This window comes from Lachnospira multipara LB2003 (genome assembly GCF_000702205.1).
GTDB lineage: Bacteria > Bacillota > Clostridia > Lachnospirales > Lachnospiraceae > Lachnospira > Lachnospira multipara_A.
This window is the reverse complement of record NZ_KL370871.1, coordinates 430,803-449,880: the sequence shown is the minus strand read 5'-3', so window position 1 is coordinate 449,880 and position 19,078 is coordinate 430,803. Positions and strand designations below refer to the sequence as shown.

Below are 19,078 nucleotides of genomic sequence, written 5' to 3'. Positions count from 1 at the left end.
ATCAAGTAAAAGTGAGGTGAGACAAATGGAAAAAAGCGATAATGGAGGGAGTAAGTCGATGTGCTCTTATGAGAATGAGACTGAAGACCCCGGGTATATATTAGGAATATTAGGAAATTTGTCTCATAAATTACTAAAATTACAGAGATAAGAGCATATCATTTCCCTCTATTCTAGCTAAAATCTAGAAATAAGGAGGACGATATGACAAACGTAAATGAAACACTTAAGGATAACGATAAGATAAAAATTGATTTTCAAGATGAGATACTAACACTAATTAGGAGCAAAAGCACACCTAAGGTAGTTAAAGACAAACTTGCAGAATATCATGCTAGTGATATTGCTGATGCAATTGAGAATTGTAATTATAAGGAAAGAGAATTAATATATCGATTACTTGATTTGCAGACATTAGCAGATGTTTTTGAGTATCTAGAAAATGCCAGTGAGCTATTGGAGGAAATAGACATAAAAAGAGCATCTAGAATACTCGAATTAGTAGAGACAGACGTGGCTGTTGATATCCTTAAAAAAGCTGACCCTAAGATGAAGAAGGTTTGGCTAAGTTTAATGGATAGGGAACATATTAAGGCAATTACTGAATTCTATTCATATGATGAAGAAGAAATTGGTAGTAAGATGTCAACTAATTTTGTGACCCTTTATTCATATTATACTATTAAGGAAGCTATGAATTCTCTTATTAAACAGGCTAAGAATCATGATAATATATCCAATCTTTTTGTTATGGATGAGAATGATATTTATTATGGAACAATTAGTCTTAATGAATTAATTATTGCAAGAGAGAATGATGATTTGCTAGATGTTATTTCCACATCATATCCATATGTATATGTAGATGAGAAGATTGATGACTGTATAGAAAAATTAAAAGATTATTCTGAAAAATCAATACCTGTTTTGTCAGACGATAACAGAATTCTTGGTGTAATTACTGCTGAAGATTTAGTTGAAGTAGTAGATGATGAGATGGGTGAAGATTATGCTAAATTGGGTGGTTTGTCTGCAGAAGAAGATTTGAAAGAACCTATTTTAGCCAGTGTAAGAAAAAGACTTCCATGGCTTGTATTATTATTAGGGCTAGGGCTAATTGTATCAAGTGTTGTAGGTCTTTTTGAAACAGTAGTAGCACAACTTACACTTATAGTATGCTTTCAATCACTTATTCTAGATATGTCAGGTAATGTTGGAACACAGTCACTAGCAGTAACAATTAGAGTCTTAATGGACGAACAACTTACTAGAAAGAATCAATTTAGATTAATTACCAAGGAAATGAAAGTTGGCTTACTTAATGGATTGTTCCTGGGAACCCTTTCTTTTGTGGGAATTGGACTTTATATTGCACTATTTAAGCATCAGACATTTTTAGTGGCATTTTTAATATCAGGATGTATAGGTATTGCTCTGTTACTTGCTATGGTTATTTCAAGTATGGTTGGAACATGTATTCCACTCATTTTTAAAAAGCTTGGAGTAGATCCAGCTGTAGCATCAGGACCATTGATTACAACTGTTAACGATTTAGTAGCTGTAGTTACATATTACGGACTAACTTGGATTTTACTTATAAATATTATGCATATAGTTTGCTAAATTTTAGTTGACTTGGACTTAACTCTAAGGTATATCATATCTGTAAACGGAGGTGATATTATGACGATTAAGGAAGTTTGTGCGAAATATAATTTAACGCCAGATACTTTAAGATATTATGAAAGAGTAGGCGTAATTCCTGAGGTTACAAGAACATCAGGAGGAATCAGAGACTATAAGGAAGTGGATTTAGGTTGGGTTGAGAACGCAATTTGCATGAGAGATGCAGGTGTTCCAATAGAAATGCTAATAGAATATGTTCGCTTATATCAGCAAGGGGATACAACAATTGAGGCAAGAACGAATTTGCTAAAGGAAGTAAGAGAACAGATTATAGAGGCTAAAGCAAAATATGATATCGCTCTGCAAAAGTTAAATTACAAAATCGAAAGATATGAATTAGCTGAAAAAACAGGTGTTTTAAAGTGGAGAGATTAATATAATATAGCATTAGAGCTGTGGTAAATTATTTACCACAGCTTTTTTTGGACTTAAATGTGTATGGAAACTATTTTTGTCAGTTGAGTTTACACTTTTTTTATATTTTATTTTTGTACAGCTATTGTAGTAAGAATTTTCTAATGGTATAATGCCCTAGTACTTAAGACCTATAAAACAGACAACAACGAACTGAAAGGATGAAAAAATGAAAAAGAAAATATTTGCTGCTCTAATGGGGATAATTGTGTTGCTTAATACAGTTATCTTAAACTATGTTGCGGCTGCAGTAGTAGAAACAGGAAGTATAGCTAATGCGGTGGGAGATGATAATGAAAGTGCTAACACATTAGTCCCATCAATTACAGTTGAAAAAATAATGACAGATGGAACTAAGATGGCCCTTAGTCCTAATTCTAATACTGATATATCATTGGACGATGTAATATCTGTTACATATAAATTTGCAAGCCCTATTACAGTTGTAGGCGATAATACACCAGATTTAAATGGAACTTTAACTAAGAACGAAATTATAGTTCATACTGGTGAAAAATATCTTTTGCCTAGTGTTCCAGATGTTCTTACACAAAATGGGACAGAGAATATTGAGGTTAAAATTAGTGGAATAGATAAGCCTTTTGGTACTGTAGAGTTTGAAAATGGAAAGACATATCTTAATGTAACTTATGATCCAGGCGAAGGAAATACTGTGGATATTGTTAATGCAATAGCAGGATTTCAACTAAAGTTTAGCCAATCAGATTTTAGTGAAGCAGATACTAAGTCAGGGGTTTATGAATTAAAATTTGGTGATAATTACGTATTTAAGGTAAAAATCAACGAATATAAGTTAAATGAACCTAATGTAACTAAAAATGGCACAAGAGAATATGATGAGAATGGCAATCCTACAGGTTATATTGATTGGGAAGTAGTTGTTACTAACGATGCAAAACCAGTTTTATACAATAATTACTCATTTATAGATAGCCTTGATAAGAACCAGATTTACAAAGAGGGCTCTCTTCAGATCTATAAAGAAGCATCAGATAGTTGGGAAGATGTGACTTTAAGCGATTCTAGTAAATTAGAGTGGGAATATACTGGTGCAGATATAGAAGAAGCCAATAAGACCTTTAAATATAGATATAAGACTTACGTTGATACCCTTGGAATGGCAAGTAAGACTAATGAGAATATGACAGAGGAAAAAAACGACATTGTAAAAAATAGTCTTACAGTTAAGGCTACAAGTAAGGATTCAGATTATGAAGACCTTAATTTAGGACCTATAGTGGCAACTGTTAATATTCCAACACTTCTTAGCAAATGGGTAGAAAAAACAGGAAGCACTATAGATTCAGATGGTAATACAACTTGGACAGTTGATATTAAGAATAATGGATTTACCTTAAATAACCTAAGATTAGTAGATACCATAACACCAGATAGTTTAAAAAATGCTAAGCCTGTTAATATAGATTTAGATTTAAACACAATAAGTGTTAAGGAAATAAATTCTAATGGCAATGATACAGGTGCAGTAATTGATTTTACTCCATCTTATAATAACAATGTATTAACTGTTAATTTTAACGAAACTATGTCTGGAAATAAGACATATCGAGTATCATATACAACTAAGATTTTGAATTACCAGGAAAAATACTTAAATGAAAACCATGGAATGCCAACTAATAGTGCCAAAATTTATTATGACTATGATAAAAATGGCACAAGTGCAAGTGCTGGATCTCCATCGGTTTCAAAACCATTTTTTACAGATACAGTAACAACATATAAGTCAGCTATTGAAAAAAAGGCATTGGATTTAACAAGTGATGATTATAAGAATCATCAAATGAGATGGATGGTTACTGTAAATAAGAATAGGCAGCAGTTAGTAGATGCAACAATTAAAGATGTATTGCCACGAGGTTTAGAATTTGTATCAATTTCAGATATCACTATAGATGCTAGTAAAACAAGTTTTGTACCTGAAATAAGCTTTGATACAGAGAATGGCAAGAATGATCCGATTTTTAATTTTTCTAATGAATTAAATGGACATGTTGCAACATTTATTATAACTACAAAGCTTAATGATACACAAAGTAAGGTATGGGCAGGAAACATGTCAGCTTCATATACTAACAAGGTGATTCTATCATCCACTGGAAATGAAGATGTTTCAGATGAAGTAATTAAGTCATACGCAGGAAATGTCCTAACTAAGAAAGCATCAACTTATAATTATAAGACCCATGAAATTACATATACTTTAACAGTTAATAGTAAAAATGTGACATTAAATGATGTTAATATAAGTGATAAGTTAGATAGTAGACTTGAATATGTAACTGGATCAGCATTAGTTGGAAGTGAAGGAATTGAGCCAGTAATTACAAGTGATAATGGCAGTGATTTACTTGAATTTAAACTAGGAAATATTGATTCTAGTAAGGTCATTACATTTAAAGCTAAACTTAAGGATGATAAATATTTAGCAAATAATGTAAATATTGATATATTCAATAAGGCTGTGCTTACAAGAGAAAAATTTAGTGATGATGATTTAAATGAAAGCGTAACAAGTAATGAAGTTAAGACTAACATTACTAATAAGATGATTACAAAGCAGGGTAAGCAAAGTGATAAAAAGACAGATGTGGATTTTACAGTTTATATAAATCCTAATAGTCAGGATATCTATGATGGCATGAATGAAAATCAGATCATTCTTGCAAGGGATACAATGGGTACAAGCTTTACACTTCTAAAAGACAGCATAAAGTTATATAAGGCAGAATCATCAGAGGATGGAAAAAGCTTAATTCCTTATGGAGAAAGTATTATTACTGAAGCTGATATAAATACTAGCTTAAACGATGCAGGTAAGACAATTCTTACAGTTAATATTCCAAATGTAGGTAAGAGCGCTTATGTTCTTACATATACTGCAAGGATGCTTGATGCAAGCCAGACAGATATTTCTAATGATGTTGAATTAGTTGGTTCTACTGTGTCTAATACAACGACAGCAAAATGGGATACATCTGTTGCAGATTTTTCAAATGCAGGATTAGATAGCTTTACATATCTAACTGTAAAACTTGTAGATGAAATGGATAATACAAAGCCATTATCTGGAGCTACTTTTAAGTTAATAGATTCTAATGGAAAAGTTATAGATGAAAAAGTAACAGATAGCAATGGTATAATAGTATTTAATGGTCTTGGTGAATTAGAGCCGAGCACAGAGTACACAATAGTTGAGTCAAAGATTCCAGAAGGATATGTATTACCAATGGGAAGTGGTCTTGATAGTGGAATTAAGATAACAACTCCAAGTGCGCCAGGCCTTGGTACAGCAAAGAAAGAACTAGCTAAAAATACTTATGAAAATACCAAACCAAAGGTAAGTGCAACTGTAAATGTTAATGATATTTCAAAACAGGGAAGATATTTAAAGGATGCTAACTTTAAGCTTGAATATAGTAAAAATCCTACTGCAACAAAGAACCTTGTTAAGGAATGGACATCTAATGGAGAAGTAAATGCACTTGATTTAACAGAGGGTGTTTACTACTTAACAAGAACTAAGCAACCTGCTGGTTTTGTAGAAGAAAGCAAATCTATTAGCTTTAGAATTGTAAATGAAGATGGAAATGCTAAGTTAGTTTTTGATGATGTCATTGGTGAAATTAATTCTGATGCTTCATTAATGACTATTGATGCAATAGAGACAGCTGATGAAAATATGGGCTTAACACTTGATAATTTACAAGTAACTAAAAATGGCAAAGAAGACAATTCTATTCATACTGTTATTGTGCCTGTTAATTATGAGGACGGCCTAGCTGTGGCAGGAACTGATCCAACTTGGGATAGCGAGATTAACACTGATGCACCAGTTCTTTTACCAGAAGTGGAATATGAAATTATTTCAAGAGATGAGCTTGGTAATAGTAAGAGCCTTGTTGTAATGGTGGATATTTTTGAATTAGCAGGAGATGAAGGTGAGGTCATCTACAAAACAAATCTACTAAAAAAAGATTCAATTACAGATTTAGAGTATAGTGTAGTTGAAGTGGCAGCTGATGAAGATGGTGTATGGTTAATACCAGCCATAAATATTAATATTGAGACAGCAAAAATGCCAACTAAGCCAACTAATACTGGCAAGGAAAATAGTGTATCACTTGATGATGACTTACTAGTAATAGTAGATAATAGTTTTTATGGAGCTAGAGATATAGAGATAAATAACGATGAAATTTTAGCTGATGAGATAAGCGTGAATACAGTAAATACAGGAGATTTGACTGCTAGTGCGGTAATTTATCTTGCTATAATTCTTATTGTTTCAGGAGTAATTGTTGTAGCTCTAGTAAAAAAAGAAGAAAACTAGTTGACATATATTAATCTTCGTGGTTAAATAATAGTAATTTAATAAAGTAAACCGATGAAGCGGAAGAAAAAGCATATTAGCGCCAAGATTTATCTTAAGAGAGTTCGGGATGGTGGAAGCCGAGCGGTATGCGAATGCGTGAGTCCTGTTGGGATTCTTATATGGGCCGCTGAGGGCATGGGGAAAGGTTAATCTGAGTATCCGTGACGGAAGACACTCGTTAGTTGTCAGGAGTATGATGGTACTCTTAAGAGCATGAATTAGTCATGAATCAAGGTGGCACCGCGGATATAGTTTATTCGTCCTTGACAAATTTTATTTAAATTTGTCAGGGACTTTTTTTATTGTTTCCTGACAAAGAGATTGAAGGAGGCAAATATGATTAAAGAAGCAATTGTAAAAATCGTAAACAAAGAGGACTTAACTTTTGAAGAAAGCTATGAAGTTATGAATGAAATTATGAGTGGTCAAACTACACCTACTCAGAATGCAGCTTTTTTATCAGCACTATCAACTAAAAGTGCAAGGGCAGAGACAGCAGATGAAATAGCTGGCTGTGCTAAAGCTATGAAAGATCATGCCCTTAAGGTGGATACAGGAATGGATATTCTAGAAATTGTTGGTACTGGTGGTGATAATGCAGGTAGCTTTAATATATCTACAACATCGGCTCTTGTAATTGCAGCATCAGGAATTAAGGTTGCTAAACATGGTAATAGAGCTGCTTCGTCCTTATGCGGTACAGCAGATTGTCTTGAGGCATTGGGAGTAAATATTAATCAAAGTCCTAAGACATGTATTAAACTTTTAAAGGAAGCTGGCATGTGTTTCTTTTTTGCTCAAAAGTATCACACATCTATGAAGTATGTTGGTGCTATTAGAAAGGAACTAGGCTTTAGAACTGTTTTTAATATATTGGGACCTCTTACAAATCCAGCTTCTCCTAAATATCAGATTCTAGGTGTGTATGATGAATATTTAGTTGAGCCATTAGCTAAGGTTTTAATTAATCTTGGTGTTAAGAGAGGTATGGTAGTTTATGGCATGGATAAGTTAGATGAGATTTCTATGTCAGCTCCAACTAAGGTATGTGAAATTAGAGATGGATGGTATAAAACATACACAATAACTCCTGAAGAATTTGGACTAAATTCTTGTACTAAGGATGACTTAAAGGGCGGAACTCCAGAGGAAAACGCTAAAATAACAAAGGAAATTCTTAGTGGAAAAAAAGGACATAAAAGGGATGCTGTCTTACTTAATGCAGGAGCAGCAATTTATGTAGGTGGTAAGGCTGATTCCTTTAAGGAAGGCGTTAATTTAGCAGCCCAAATAATTGATTCAGGTAAGGCCCTAGAAGTTCTTGATAATATGATTAGAATTAGTAATGAAGTGGATGATGAAAATGGTCTTGCCTGCTAAATAAAATGTGTTTATATAAAGTTTAGTTGCCCATGTATTTTATTTATTATAAAATTAACAGTATAAGCAATTATCGGCTTTACACATAGTGTTAATTAGAAATAAATAATACATAATAAGGAGCTTATAATGAAGAGAAGTAGAGAGACATTTCATAAATTGATTATTAAGATGCCTACATTTCTTGAAAAAATTATAGCGGCAATTTTGCTCGTAGGTGTTTTTTATGGAGGCTTCAATGTAGTTATGGAAGCTTTTAATTTTGGCAGTATAGAAGCCTCTCAGTACTTAGAAAACCTGCTAAATTCGGCATTTAGTGTAATTATTGTTATAGAGTTTGTTAGAATGCTTGTTAAACATTCTATGAATACTATAATTGAAGTTCTTATTTTTGCCATAGCTAGAGGACTTGTGGCAGGCCACGAGGCTGCTATTTATGTCTTAATAAGAGTAATTTCCATTGCAATTTTACTATTTGCAAGAAAATATCTTTTTAAAGAGTTTGATTTTGAGGAAGAAGAATAGTAAAACTATAATGAATGCAATTTAATTTATAACAACTAAATGTTATGCTTTTTGGAGGAAAAAAATGAGTAAAATAAAACAAAGCGCAACTGAACTTATAGGTAATACACCTTTATTACAGTTAAATAATTATGCAAATGATACTAAAGCAACAATTCTTGCAAAGCTTGAATACTTAAATCCTGCTGGATCTATTAAAGATAGAGTAGCTTTTCATATGATTGAGGCTGCAGTAGAAAGTGGTAAATTAAAAAAGGGTGCTACAATTATTGAGCCAACAAGTGGTAATACAGGTATTGGCTTAGCATTAGTGGCAGCAGCTCTTGGATATAAGTGTATTCTTACATTACCTGATACTATGAGTGTAGAACGTAGAAATTTATTAAAGGCTTATGGTGCCAAAATCGTTTTGACACCTGGAGATAAGGGAATGCAGGGAGCAATTGATAAGGCTAATGAATTAAACAAAGAAGTTGAAGGTTCAATTATTCTTGGACAGTTTGATAACGATACAAATCCAGAGACTCATATATTAACTACAGGTCCAGAAATCTGGGATCAGACAGATGGTAAGGTAGATATTTTAGTAGCTACAGTTGGTACAGGTGGAACAATTACAGGTATTGGTAAATATCTTAAAAAGCAAAATCCTAATATTAAGGTTGTAGCTGTTGAGCCAAGTACTAGCGCAGTCCTTTCTGGTAAGGAAGCTGGTCCACATAAGATTCAAGGTATTGGTGCTGGTTTTGTACCTAAGATATTAGATACATCAATTTATGATGAAGTAATTGCAATTGATAATGAGGATGCATTTATTGAAGGTCGCAATTTTGCTAAGGCTGAGGGGGTATTAGTTGGTATTTCTTCAGGTGCTGCCCTTGCTGCAGCTAAAATTGTTGCTAATAGGGAAGATAATAAGGGAAAGAATATAGTAGTAATTCTTCCAGATTCTGGTGATAGGTATTTATCGACTGAACTATTTAATTAGAATGAACTTTTTATTCTGGAATTATTATATTAAAATACACTAGATAAGTAGTTTAGATTAAGGAGAAATAATGAAGAAAGCATTAATAGCAATGAGTGGTGGCGTTGATAGTAGCGTTTCAGCTCATTTAATGAAGAAAGAAGGATATGAATGCGTTGGTTGTACAATGCGTTTATATGAGAACAATATAATTGGCGAAGATATGCTTAGCACATGTTGCTCATTAAAGGACACTCAGGATGCTAGAAGCGTTTGTGAAAGACTTGATATGCCTTATCATATTTTCCATTTTGAAAATTTGTTCCAGAAAGAGGTTATAGAGCATTTTGTATGTAGCTATGAGAATGGTTTAACACCAAATCCATGTATTGAGTGTAATAGACGATTTAAGTTTGATCACCTTTTTGATAAAATGGAACAATTTGATTGCGATTATATTGTTACAGGTCATTATGCAAGAATTGAAAAAGATGAGAACACACAAAGATATGTATTAAAAAAGGCTGTTGATTTATCTAAAGATCAAAGCTATGTATTATACACAATGACTCAGAATCAATTGGCACATACAATTTTTCCATTAGGTGGTTACAAAAAAACAGAAGTTAGAGAAATTGCCATTGAGAATAACTTTGTTAATGCTAAAAAGCACGAAAGTCAGGATATATGCTTTGTTCCAGATGGTGATTACGTTGGCTTTATGGAAAGATACAGAAATAAGAAATATAAGGAAGGCTTATTTAAAGATACTAAGGGCAATGTTCTTGGTAAGCATAAAGGTTATGTGCATTATACTATAGGTCAAAGAAAGGGCCTTGGTATTGCCCTAGGTCATCCAGCCTTTGTTGTAGATATTGACCCTAAGGAAAATGTGGTAGTTATTGGTTCTAATGAGGATTTATTTAAGACTGCATTAGAAGCTACTAATATTAATCTTATTTCAGTTGAGAATTTATATGAACCACGTCATATTAAGGCTAAGATTCGTTATGGTATGACAGAGCAGCCAGCAACCGTAGAACAGATTGATGAAGATAGAATTAGAGTGGTATTTGATGAACCCCAGAGAGCTATTACAAGAGGTCAGGCAGTTGTATTATACGACGGTGATGTGGTAGTTGGTGGTGGAGTTATCTGCTAGTTAATCTGCTAATTAATTTGCTAGTTAATTAGAATATCACGTTTAGAAATTAATAAAATTATTGATGAATAAAAATAACCCTCAAAAGCTAATCAAGTTAAGATAGCTTTTGAGGGCTTTTTTTATTATAAATTATAATTAGATATCTAATAATTAGATGTTAAGTAACTGGCTATATACTGCAAGAGCACCGTCTGTTTCATGAGCAAGTACTTTCTTAGCAAGAACCTTACCAAGCTGAACACCTTCCTGATCGAAGCTGTTAATATTCCATACAAATCCCTGGAACATAATCTTATTCTCGAAGTGAGCAAGTAATGCACCAAGAGTCTTAGGATTTAACTGATCGCCAATAATAATACTTGATGGACGGTTACCTGCAAAGTTCTTATTAGCATTGTCATCCTTCTTACCACATGCAAAAGCAACAATCTGAGCAGCTACGTTAGCGCAAAGCTTCTGCTGGCTTGTGCTATCTTGAATATTAACATCTGTTTCAAGCTGATTATTCTTAAAGCCAATAAACTGAAGAGGAACAATGTCAGTTCCCTGATGTAATAACTGGTAGAATGAGTGCTGTCCGTTAGTTCCTGGTTCACCAAAGATAACTGGACCTGTCTTATAATTAACTGGCTCGCCAAATCTGTTAACTGATTTACCATTAGATTCCATATCAAGCTGCTGTAAGTGAGCTGGGAAACGGCTTAAAGCCTGTGAGTATGGTAAAACTGTTGTACATGGGTAACCAAGTACATTTCTTTCATAAACACCGATTAATGCATCAAGCATTGCTGGGTTCTTTCTAATATCGTCATTCTTAGCAAGTTCATCTTCACTAGCTGCTCCTTCAAGGAATTCAGCAAATACTTCAGGACCAAATGCAAGAGAAAGTACTGCACCACCAACTGAAGATGTTGAAGAGAAACGACCACCAATATAATCATCCATAAAGAATGCTGCTAAGTAGTCTGAAGACTTAGCAAGTGGAGATGTCTGGCTTGTTACAGCTATCATATGCTTAGAAGCATCAAGACCAGCTTTCTTTAAGGCATCCTTAACAAATGATTCGTTAGTTAATGTCTCAAGTGTTGTACCTGACTTAGATACTAATACGAAAATTGAGTGAGCAACATCAATTGAATTAAGAACTGCTGCTGCATCATCTGGATCTACATTGCTAATGAATTTAGCTTCCATCTTAAAGTGGTTATTTTTCTTAGCCCAGTTCTCAAGTGCAAGATACATAGCACGAGGACCAAGGTCAGAACCACCGATACCAATCTGTACTACTGTTGTGAATTTCTCACCTGCAGCATTTGTGATTTCGCCAGAATGAACCTTCTTTGCAAATTCAGCGATTTTGTTCTGTTCGTTAACATAGAATTCTCTTTTATTAACGCCATCAGCTATTACGTCATTACCTAACTGACCTCTAGTTAACTGATGAAGAACAAGTCTCTTCTCACCTGTGTTAACAACTTCACCATTATATAATGCTGCATATTTATCTGTAAGTTGAGCTTCCTTGGCAAGATCTGCCAATGCGTCAACTATTGTTTCATCTACTTGTTTTGAAGCGTAATTGTAGCTAAGACCAGCTCCCATAGCTACTGACATTTCCTTAACTCTCTTAGCTCCATTTTCGCCAGCCATTACTTCTGTAAGGTCAACTTTTTTAGCTTTTGTAAGTGCATCGTAAGCACTAAGAGTATCCATATTACTCCAATTAACCATATAAAACCTCCAATCATGCAGTTTTTTCTGCAAGTATTTTTTAAATTGTTCTAAACACAATATGAGAAAATTATACTCCTTTTTGGTGCTTGTAACAACAATATAAAGAGAATTTGTTATAAATTGCACAAAGTTATATTATTGTTTTAAGAAAATAAATGAATGCATTATGACATCTATCCATGTATAATATTTACGAGAATATTTTAAGTGAGGATGTTAAATGAAATTTGTAATTCAAGTAGTAACTAACGCTAACGTTAAAGTAGATAACAAGGTTATTGGTGAAATCGGAAAGGGATTTTGCGTATTAATCGGAGTTTCTAATGAAGATACTAAAGAAGTGGCTGATAAGATGATTAAAAAACTTATTGGTATGAGAATTTTTAAGGATGAGAACGACAAGACTAATCTCTCTTTAAAGGATGTAAATGGTGAGCTTTTACTTATTTCTCAATTTACGCTTTATGCTGATTGCAAAAAGGGACATCGCCCAAGTTTTATAAATGCAGGTAAGCCAGAGCTTGCTAACGAGCTATATGAGTATATAATTGCTGAATGTAAAAAAGAGATTCCTGTGGTAGAAACAGGTGAATTTGGAGCATATATGCAGGTGTCCTTAACTAACGATGGACCATTTACAATTTGCCTTGATTCAAGGGATTTGTAAAAATAAGACATAAATCAAAATACATTTATAAAGGAGCAGGGAAAATGAACTTTAATGAATATCAAGATTTCATTATGGAAAAAACTCTAGAGCTATTAAATATTAACTCACCAACAGGTTACACAGAGGATGCTGCAAACTACTGTTTAGAAGAGTTTAGAAAGTTAGGTTTTGAAGCTAAGTTAACTAATAAAGGTGGCGTATTAGTTAATATTGGTGGAAAGGATAAGGAAAATGGCCTTCTTCTAGAGGCGCACACAGATACTTTGGGTGGTATGGTATCTTCCATTAAGTCTAGTGGTCGTTTAGTAGTTACCCCACTTGGAGGTATGAATGCCAATAATGCTGAGACAGAAAATGTTACAGTAATTACTAAGTTTGATGGAGAATATGAAGGTACTTTCCAGTTAAATAACGCAAGTATTCACGTCAATGGAGAATATAATGATACTAAGAGAACTTTTGATAGTTGTGAGGTTGTACTTGATGAGGACGTTAAGTCTGAGGAGGATACTAGAAAGCTCGGAATTAGCGTAGGTGATATTGTTTGCTTTGAACCTAATGCAAGAATCACCAAGTCTGGCTATATTAAGAGTAGATTCCTTGATGATAAGTTAAGTGTAGGTATTTTATTAGGCTTTGCAAAATATATCGCAGACAATAAGATTACACCAAAGCGTGCAATTTATATTCATATTACTGTATTTGAGGAAGTAGGCCACGGTGGTTGTGCTTCTGTTCCAGAGGGAGTTACTGAGGCTATTTCTGTAGATATGGGTTGTGTAGGTGAAGGCCTTACATGTACTGAAAAGCAGGTTTCAATCTGTGCTAAGGATAGCGGTGGACCTTACGCTTTCTCAATTGTTAAGGGCCTTATTGAGGCTGCCAAGAAAGCAGGGGCTGATTATGCAGTAGATGTTTATCCTCACTATGGTTCAGATGTTGAGGCAACTTTATCTGCTGGTTATGACATTAAGCATGGCCTTATTGGTGCAGGGGTTTATGCTTCCCATGGATATGAGAGAAGTCATAAGGAAGGTGCCCTTAATACAATGAAATTATTAGTGGCTTATGTGGAGCTTTAATTCATAATTGTATTTTGTAAAAAACAGATATAGTAAATCTAGTTAAAAAACGACATTTTCAAAATAATAAAAAGGAAGTTCTAACTTTTGTGTTTTACCATAAACTAATTAGAACTTCCTTTTAGTATTCTTATTTAGCTTTTTTAAAAGCTTTAGATTAGTTAAATATAGACTTTAATCTAAGCCAAGCTTTCCTTCCTCATCCATCATACGAGCCATATCCTCGATTCTTTCAAGTGGGAAAGGTGGGTTAGCAATAGGCTTCATAGCAATAGACATAAGCTTCATTGGGTTGTCATCTGCTGCAATTCTGTTAGAACTAAGAGCTCCGCATATTTTACAACGATGGATAAGTGCCCATTCACCATTCTTTCTAACCCAAACACCAATAGGTTCCATAACTCCACCGCAATCAGCTTCTCTATCACCTGGTTCAATGTCTAAGTGCTTACTAGAAAGACAGTAAGGACAATGATTTCTATGATCACTACTTGCTCCATCTGGAACAATTTCTCGACCACATACATCGCATGTAAATGTTTCTTCACATGCATGATCTTTATAATAACCTTTTTTCATATAAAACTCCTTATAAAAGAATATCTTGACTTATTATTACTAAGTAAAGTTATGCTATCATATGAAAAATAAAAAAACAAGATTAAAGAATATTTGATGTATATTTGTTTTTCTGAGCACCAATTAGGCTAACTGCAGTAATTATAGCACCAATACCACTGTAAAGATATTGCATAAATAAGCCGTGTGAGTAGGAAGCTGCAAATTCAGCACTTTCTTCTCTAGCAGCTGATATAGCAGTAAATGCATCAAAGAATGAGTAATCACTATATGTTCTTGTAATCCATAATGCACAGTCAACCTGAACAGCAAAGTAAATCATTGCAATCATAATTACTGAGCAGATAATAATACCAATCCATGTGATCTTCTTAGCAAATTTCTGGTAAAAATTAAAAGTACAAAATCCCATAACTAAGCCTGAAATTACTGCAACGTAATTTAACTGTCCAATAATAACCATAACAACAACACCAATTAAGGAACCTAGAATAGCACCAACAATACCAGCTGGGTAGTTTTCCTTAGTGTTAGTTTCTATAGCACTAGCTTGTGATAATTGGTTTGTAATTTCATTGTAGCTAATGCTATCTACAATGTGGTAATTTCCTGAAATTGCAACAGGTAATACATTCTCTGTTCTACCATAGAATTCATCACAAGATACGTAATTATTAGATGTTAACTGCTGTGTAACATATGCAATACTATTGCAGATGTTTAAAATAAGATCCTCTTTTTTGCCAACATTTCTGAAAGAAAATTCTAATAAGCAGTTCTTAATTGATGCATTAACAAAATTCTTTCTTGTGTTCTGATTTATAGTGTTAATAAATACAGATAAATCATTAGCTGAAAGTGTATTATTAGTAGCTGGATTAAAAGCTGTTATTCTGAAATCGATATTTGTATAATATCCATTTACAGAACGTTTACTGATAATGATAGTGAAATTGTTATAAACCCCTGCAATGTAAGACTTAGAATCATCTAGTGGAAGGGCGAGGGTATTAGAAATACCTAACATGACAGAATTAATACTAGCCATTTGTAATTCCTCCTTAAAAAACATAAAACCTTTGTTTATTCTTTATAAGAATAAACGACGATAATTCTATCAAAATAAAGGCCTTAGGTCAATTAAAAAAAGGAAATATATACAAATGGCTATGAGCAAAGTTTTAATTAGTATGATTTGTATTTGCAATATTTTCTTCAATTAGCTTAAAACATTGCATTTTAAAGATGTTTAGCTGCGTTTCAGAAAGTGTTGTCTTTTTTAGTGCTTCAACTTCTGACTCACTTTTAAAAACTCGAATTTTAGCTATTTTTAATGCTTTCATATTATGTATAAACACAATAAGAAGAGCCATACAACACATGGTTAGTGCAGCTATAATAAATACCTTGTATGGTGATTTAATGCAATTAAAAATAACAAATGCAGACACAAGCACACAAATTAAAAAGCAAACGCCTATTTTAATGCTTCGCGTTAGCAAAAAGTCTGATTCTTTTTTGATATTTAATAGCATTTGATTTGCCTCATTTACAAATTCTTCTCTAATATCGTTAGCTGTTAAAGATAGAATTTGACGCTTTTTGGCTTCAAGTTCCTCAGCAGATAAACTGCTATAATCTTCGTTTAATATTGACATAATCCCCCCCAAAAAATAAATATTAAAATATAACTCACAAAATAATTCTAGTTGTATTATAAAGTGTTTAAATAAATTTGGTAAGCGAGCATAAGTATATATATAATTTTATTAGTATTATTTATCGAAATCAATCATAAAAAATGAGCGATTGTAGTAAAATAATCATTGATACAATATTTGTTTTTGCGTATATAGCAGAGCTAAGGAGGTTTGCGTGGAAGAGCTAGAAAGATATAAACGACAGTTACTTCTTGATGAAATTGGAGAAGAAGGACAAAATCTTCTAAAGACAAAATCATGTCTTGTTGTTGGAGCAGGAGGTCTTGGATCACCAGCACTTTTTTATTTGGCAGCAGCAGGCGTGGGAACTATTGGAATAATAGATGGTGATGAGGTTGAAATCACAAATCTAAACAGACAGATATTGCATAAAACAAGAGATATTGGCGTGGCAAAGTCAAAATCTGCTAAAGAAAAATTGTTGGAGCTAAATCCATATATTAACGTATGTGAATATAATTTTTTCCTAGATAAAGAAAATGGCGATGAAATAATAAAAAAATATGATGTTATAATCGATGCTTGCGATAATTTTGAAACGAAATTTCTTATAAATGAACTCTGTATAAGAAATAATAAGGCATTTATTCATGGCGGAATATATAATTTTAAAGGACAGTTAACTACTATAATTCCGGGTAAAACTCTTTGCTTGAAATGTCTTTTTGAAGATGTTCCAAAGGAAGTTTTACAGGATGATAAAAGAAAAGGGGTTATTGGTGCAATAGCAGGAGTAATAGGATCTATGCAGGCGCTTGAAGCTATTAAGTATTTGCTTAAAATAGGAGACCTGCTTTCTGGGTACATGTTAGAAGTTAATGGGCTTAATATGAAAATAAGAAAAATTAAGCTTCCAGGTCCTAATAAGGATTGTCCAATTTGTTCATAAAAATACCGATCTCCAATCGTTAGATTTTTGGTCTAACTTTTGGGGGTCGGTACAAATCACTAGATAGCCACCGGCTTTTTTAATGTTTATTGTCGAGATTAGGCACTTAGTAAAAATGTCTTATATCCATCAAATAAAAGATGAGTTATATTCTCACAAAGTTCTTTTTTTGAAATCTTTTTGCCTGTTGTAATCCAGTCAGTTGCTGAACTAAATACTATTGAACAAAAGCAAGCGCTTAAGAATGAAGCATCTCTATCTGAATATTTTTCTAGGTAGCTTTCCTTTAAAATCTTCTTGAAACGAACCCTTACCTTATATTCAAGTCTTACGTTGTTAACATAATTAAATACAGGTGCTATTTTTTCTTGCTTTTCTTCAATGAGACTGAAGAGTTTCTCAAGATAATCTGTGCAGTTTTCCTTTGATACATCGACTTTAGCAAAGTCAAAGAGTTCTGTGAAGTTATCTAATATATAATCTTCAACGGAATCAATTAGATCTGCGATATCGTCGTAGTGTGCGTAAAAAGTACCTCTACTTATGTTAGCCCTCTCTAAAATGTCATTTACTGTAAGTGCGCTAGCGTTTTGCTCTAAAATAAGCTCGTAACATGCTGTTACTAGTGCTTTCTTTGTTCTGATTACGTCACGTCTTTCTACGGTTTTCATAAAATCTCCTTTTGTTTCCCTTAACATATTTCTATCACTGATGCCATTATAACTGGCGTCACAGAGGATATTATATAATTTTATACAAAGTTATGCAATGAAAATTATAATTTTCGTAAGACTAATATCTAAACTGATATATTAGTAAAATTCAATTAAATATGATATAAATAGTTAAATATTATAGAAAATAAACCGATAATATTTAAAGATAGGGTGATTGGAGAACTAGATTATGAAACATAAAAACATTATTAACTATATTGTTGCCATTGCTGTAGTGACTTTAATGGTGGCAATGTCTGAAATTCTTGGGGATAAAGAAATAATATTTCCTGAAGTGGCGGCTCTTTGCGTAGGCTCTATAGTTTTGCCTGCCTTTCCTTGGGTTGTAAATGAATGGAAAATGGTGTTTTATATTACAATTTGCGCCATTTTAGGCGTCTTAATTGTATGCTTTATTCCTATACCTTTATGGGGGCAGTTAATACTTGCTTTTATTTTAAGTCAGGTGATTTTCCTTTTGTCCCGTACAACTATGGCACCAATGATATCAGCAATATGTCTTCCTGTAATGATACAGACAAGAAGTATTGTGTATATTATATCTGCCTTTTGTCTAACAACATTAATTGTTGTAATTCGACTTATCTTTGTAAAAGAAGGTCATAAACTAAGTGTTGTTTATAAACCTGTAGACAGCTTAAATAAGGATAATATTATACTTGCTATTAAACGATGCATATTAGTTTCTATTCTTATTCTTGCCACAGTTCCACAGGGCTATAAATTTATCTTGGCTCCACCATTACTTGTAGCTTTTACAGAGCTTTCAAAAAAGGGAAATAAGGCTATTAAAAAACCAATGCACGTGGTTATTTTAGTGGGAGGATGTGCTTTACTTGGAGCAATGACAAGATTATTAATTACAGTCTATATTGATTTACCACTTAGTTTATCAGCATTCATTATAATTACAGCTGCTCTTTTAATAATGAGGGCTATGAAGCTATACATGCCACCTGCAGCGGCATTGGGAATATTAGCACTCTTGATACCAGAAAAAAATTTATACTGGTATCCATTACAAATTTTTGCTGGAATTATAATTTTTATTGTAATGTCAAAATTACTATCAAAAGATAAAATATAGATGCAAAATATAATAATATTTGATA

16 protein-coding genes are annotated in these 19,078 nt (G+C 33.0%); 11 read left to right on the top strand and 5 right to left on the bottom strand.

Translation table 11 applies throughout. From position 1 onward, the window contains the following. Nucleotides 1-204: 204 nt before the first annotated feature. The 7 genes from mgtE to mnmA all read left to right on the top strand — a co-directional run bounded on the left by mgtE (nucleotide 205) and on the right by mnmA (nucleotide 10,551). Nucleotides 205-1,623, top strand: coding sequence for a magnesium transporter (mgtE, locus tag T537_RS0111570; protein ID WP_031558143.1), 1,419 nt, complete (start codon nucleotides 205-207; stop codon nucleotides 1,621-1,623). A 60-nt stretch (nucleotides 1,624-1,683) separates the two neighbouring features. Then, the gene (locus tag T537_RS0111565) at nucleotides 1,684-2,061 is read left to right on the top strand and encodes a MerR family transcriptional regulator (RefSeq protein WP_027438853.1); all 378 of its coding nucleotides are present in this window, start codon (nucleotides 1,684-1,686) and stop codon (nucleotides 2,059-2,061) included. 208 nt (nucleotides 2,062-2,269) lie between these two features. Then, nucleotides 2,270-6,475: a SpaA isopeptide-forming pilin-related protein gene (locus tag T537_RS0111560; protein ID WP_031558141.1), complete on the top strand. Its 4,206-nt coding sequence runs from the start codon at nucleotides 2,270-2,272 to the stop codon at nucleotides 6,473-6,475. A 378-nt stretch (nucleotides 6,476-6,853) separates the two neighbouring features. Further along, nucleotides 6,854-7,897 carry an anthranilate phosphoribosyltransferase gene (gene trpD, locus T537_RS0111555; RefSeq protein ID WP_031558137.1) on the top strand — a complete coding sequence of 348 codons (1,044 nt, stop codon included), beginning with the start codon at nucleotides 6,854-6,856 and terminating at the stop codon, nucleotides 7,895-7,897. A 129-nt stretch (nucleotides 7,898-8,026) separates the two neighbouring features. Beyond that, nucleotides 8,027-8,422 carry a hypothetical protein gene (locus T537_RS0111550; RefSeq protein ID WP_051555049.1) on the top strand — a complete coding sequence of 132 codons (396 nt, stop codon included), beginning with the start codon at nucleotides 8,027-8,029 and terminating at the stop codon, nucleotides 8,420-8,422. A 64-nt stretch (nucleotides 8,423-8,486) separates the two neighbouring features. Continuing rightward, nucleotides 8,487-9,410 (top strand): cysteine synthase A, encoded by a 924-nt coding sequence (gene cysK / locus T537_RS0111545; protein ID WP_027438850.1) that lies wholly within the window; start codon nucleotides 8,487-8,489, stop codon nucleotides 9,408-9,410. A 70-nt stretch (nucleotides 9,411-9,480) separates the two neighbouring features. Further along, nucleotides 9,481-10,551: a tRNA 2-thiouridine(34) synthase MnmA gene (gene mnmA / locus T537_RS0111540; RefSeq protein ID WP_051555048.1), complete on the top strand. Its 1,071-nt coding sequence runs from the start codon at nucleotides 9,481-9,483 to the stop codon at nucleotides 10,549-10,551. Nucleotides 10,552-10,704: 153 nt separating this feature from the next. Here the strand turns inward: mnmA and T537_RS0111535 are convergent, their stop codons facing one another. After that, nucleotides 10,705-12,285: a glucose-6-phosphate isomerase gene (locus T537_RS0111535; protein WP_031558131.1), complete on the bottom strand. Its 1,581-nt coding sequence runs from the start codon at nucleotides 12,283-12,285 to the stop codon at nucleotides 10,705-10,707. Between the two features lie 223 nt (nucleotides 12,286-12,508). Here T537_RS0111535 and dtd point away from each other — a divergent pair, with 223 nt between their 5' ends. After that, the gene (dtd, locus tag T537_RS0111530) at nucleotides 12,509-12,955 is read left to right on the top strand and encodes a D-aminoacyl-tRNA deacylase (RefSeq protein WP_027438847.1); all 447 of its coding nucleotides are present in this window, start codon (nucleotides 12,509-12,511) and stop codon (nucleotides 12,953-12,955) included. A gap of 44 nt (nucleotides 12,956-12,999) precedes the next feature. Beyond that, nucleotides 13,000-14,040, top strand: a complete 1,041-nt coding sequence (locus tag T537_RS0111525; protein WP_027438846.1) for a M42 family metallopeptidase — start codon at nucleotides 13,000-13,002, stop codon at nucleotides 14,038-14,040. Between the two features lie 174 nt (nucleotides 14,041-14,214). Here T537_RS0111525 and T537_RS0111520 read toward each other — a convergent pair whose 3' ends face one another. The 3 genes from T537_RS0111520 to T537_RS0111510 form a co-directional block, all read right to left on the bottom strand. Continuing rightward, entirely contained in the window at nucleotides 14,215-14,619 is a 405-nt protein-coding gene (locus tag T537_RS0111520) for an RNHCP domain-containing protein (protein WP_031558128.1), read from the bottom strand. Nucleotides 14,620-14,701: 82 nt separating this feature from the next. Further along, the gene (locus T537_RS12590) at nucleotides 14,702-15,667 is read right to left on the bottom strand and encodes a hypothetical protein (RefSeq protein WP_051555047.1); all 966 of its coding nucleotides are present in this window, start codon (nucleotides 15,665-15,667) and stop codon (nucleotides 14,702-14,704) included. 133 nt (nucleotides 15,668-15,800) lie between these two features. Beyond that, complete coding sequence (locus T537_RS0111510) at nucleotides 15,801-16,277, bottom strand: hypothetical protein (RefSeq protein ID WP_027438844.1); 477 nt, start codon at nucleotides 16,275-16,277, stop codon at nucleotides 15,801-15,803. A 217-nt stretch (nucleotides 16,278-16,494) separates the two neighbouring features. On the opposite strand from T537_RS0111510, the gene T537_RS0111505 reads away from it, so the two are divergent. After that, nucleotides 16,495-17,229, top strand: a complete 735-nt coding sequence (locus tag T537_RS0111505) for a HesA/MoeB/ThiF family protein (RefSeq protein WP_051555046.1) — start codon at nucleotides 16,495-16,497, stop codon at nucleotides 17,227-17,229. Between the two features lie 98 nt (nucleotides 17,230-17,327). On the opposite strand, the gene T537_RS12585 is transcribed toward T537_RS0111505, so the two are convergent. Beyond that, nucleotides 17,328-17,900, bottom strand: coding sequence for a TetR/AcrR family transcriptional regulator (locus T537_RS12585; RefSeq protein WP_031558121.1), 573 nt, complete (start codon nucleotides 17,898-17,900; stop codon nucleotides 17,328-17,330). 235 nt (nucleotides 17,901-18,135) lie between these two features. On the opposite strand from T537_RS12585, the gene T537_RS0111495 reads away from it, so the two are divergent. Then, nucleotides 18,136-19,053 carry a hypothetical protein gene (locus T537_RS0111495; RefSeq protein WP_031558119.1) on the top strand — a complete coding sequence of 306 codons (918 nt, stop codon included), beginning with the start codon at nucleotides 18,136-18,138 and terminating at the stop codon, nucleotides 19,051-19,053. Nucleotides 19,054-19,078: the final 25 nt, after the last annotated feature.

Bases quoted from the DNA above. Each gene is read 5' to 3' on its own strand.
- T537_RS0111550 (WP_051555049.1), top strand. From the start codon at position 8,027: ATGAAGAGAAGTAGAGAGACATTTCATAAATTGATTATTAAGATGCCT.
- cysK (WP_027438850.1), top strand. From the start codon at position 8,487: ATGAGTAAAATAAAACAAAGCGCAACTGAACTTATAGGTAATACACCT.
- T537_RS12585 (WP_031558121.1), bottom strand. From the start codon at position 17,900: ATGAAAACCGTAGAAAGACGTGACGTAATCAGAACAAAGAAAGCACTA.
- T537_RS0111495 (WP_031558119.1), top strand. From the start codon at position 18,136: ATGAAACATAAAAACATTATTAACTATATTGTTGCCATTGCTGTAGTG.
- T537_RS0111525 (WP_027438846.1), top strand. From the start codon at position 13,000: ATGAACTTTAATGAATATCAAGATTTCATTATGGAAAAAACTCTAGAG.
- mgtE (WP_031558143.1), top strand. From the start codon at position 205: ATGACAAACGTAAATGAAACACTTAAGGATAACGATAAGATAAAAATT.
- mnmA (WP_051555048.1), top strand. From the start codon at position 9,481: ATGAAGAAAGCATTAATAGCAATGAGTGGTGGCGTTGATAGTAGCGTT.
- T537_RS0111520 (WP_031558128.1), bottom strand. From the start codon at position 14,619: ATGAAAAAAGGTTATTATAAAGATCATGCATGTGAAGAAACATTTACA.
- T537_RS0111565 (WP_027438853.1), top strand. From the start codon at position 1,684: ATGACGATTAAGGAAGTTTGTGCGAAATATAATTTAACGCCAGATACT.
- T537_RS12590 (WP_051555047.1), bottom strand. From the start codon at position 15,667: ATGGCTAGTATTAATTCTGTCATGTTAGGTATTTCTAATACCCTCGCC.
- T537_RS0111535 (WP_031558131.1), bottom strand. From the start codon at position 12,285: ATGGTTAATTGGAGTAATATGGATACTCTTAGTGCTTACGATGCACTT.
- dtd (WP_027438847.1), top strand. From the start codon at position 12,509: ATGAAATTTGTAATTCAAGTAGTAACTAACGCTAACGTTAAAGTAGAT.
- T537_RS0111510 (WP_027438844.1), bottom strand. From the start codon at position 16,277: ATGTCAATATTAAACGAAGATTATAGCAGTTTATCTGCTGAGGAACTT.
- T537_RS0111560 (WP_031558141.1), top strand. From the start codon at position 2,270: ATGAAAAAGAAAATATTTGCTGCTCTAATGGGGATAATTGTGTTGCTT.
- trpD (WP_031558137.1), top strand. From the start codon at position 6,854: ATGATTAAAGAAGCAATTGTAAAAATCGTAAACAAAGAGGACTTAACT.